The organism is Enhygromyxa salina (genome assembly GCF_002994635.1).
Lineage (GTDB): Bacteria > Myxococcota_A > Polyangia > Nannocystales > Nannocystaceae > Plesiocystis > Plesiocystis salina_B.
The window spans coordinates 1-713 of the sequence record NZ_PVNL01000179.1 but is presented as its reverse complement, the minus strand read 5'-3'; the positions used below and the strand labels follow the sequence as shown (position 1 = coordinate 713).

The following is a 713-nucleotide window of genomic DNA, read 5'->3' as shown; positions in this document are numbered from 1 at the left end:
GCGTGAGCGCCGGCCCCTCGTCGTGGATGAAGTCCGTCGACGCGACCAGGTACGGCGCCGGCCCGAGCGCCGCGGAGAAGTGGTGAAACATCAACACCCGCCGGCACAGCCGACGCGTGCGCAGCTCGAAGCCCGCGCGGTTGGTCGAGAACGTGTCTTGCCGCGCAGGCCACTCGCGGACTTCGGACGGCGAGACCTCGAGCTGCTCGCCGTGCATCACCCCGTGCTCGCCATAGTCCAAGACGACCTTGAACAACCAACCGCCCTTCACGAACGGCGTCGCGTTGCTGTACTTGATCCGCTTGAGGTAGCGCTGCGCCTGCACGCTGGTCTTCGCCAACCGCGGCCGCTCCTCGAGCGCGCTTTGGTCCACGCCTGCCAGATCCTCGGGCTTGTATTCGTAGACCACGATATTTCCGCGGTCGTCGTGGCTCTCCTCGAGCAACCACGAGAACACGCGCTTGGGGTCGCCAGGATCCGAGACACGGCCGAACGGCGTCACGCCATACAGACTCGTCACGTTGTCGGGCGTGATCGTTCGCCAATGCACCTCCCCAGTCGCTTGCGACGTCCACCGCTCGATCCGGGCAAACCCGCCCTCGACCCGCGGCATGAAACGATGAACCCGGTGCCCGTCGCGAACCTGCGTCCAGACCTCGCCCTGCTCGTCGAGCGCGTGCACCAAGTCCTCGACGCCCGCGAGCACGAACGTG

At 66.6% G+C, this 713-nt stretch carries 1 protein-coding gene; it reads right to left on the bottom strand.

The genetic code is table 11. The annotated features are described in order from the left end of the window. On the bottom strand, window positions 1-682 hold a 682-nt coding region (locus ENSA7_RS41535; protein WP_280524078.1), incomplete at its 3' end, for a SpvB/TcaC N-terminal domain-containing protein. Between the last annotated feature and the right edge of the window lie 31 nt (window positions 683-713).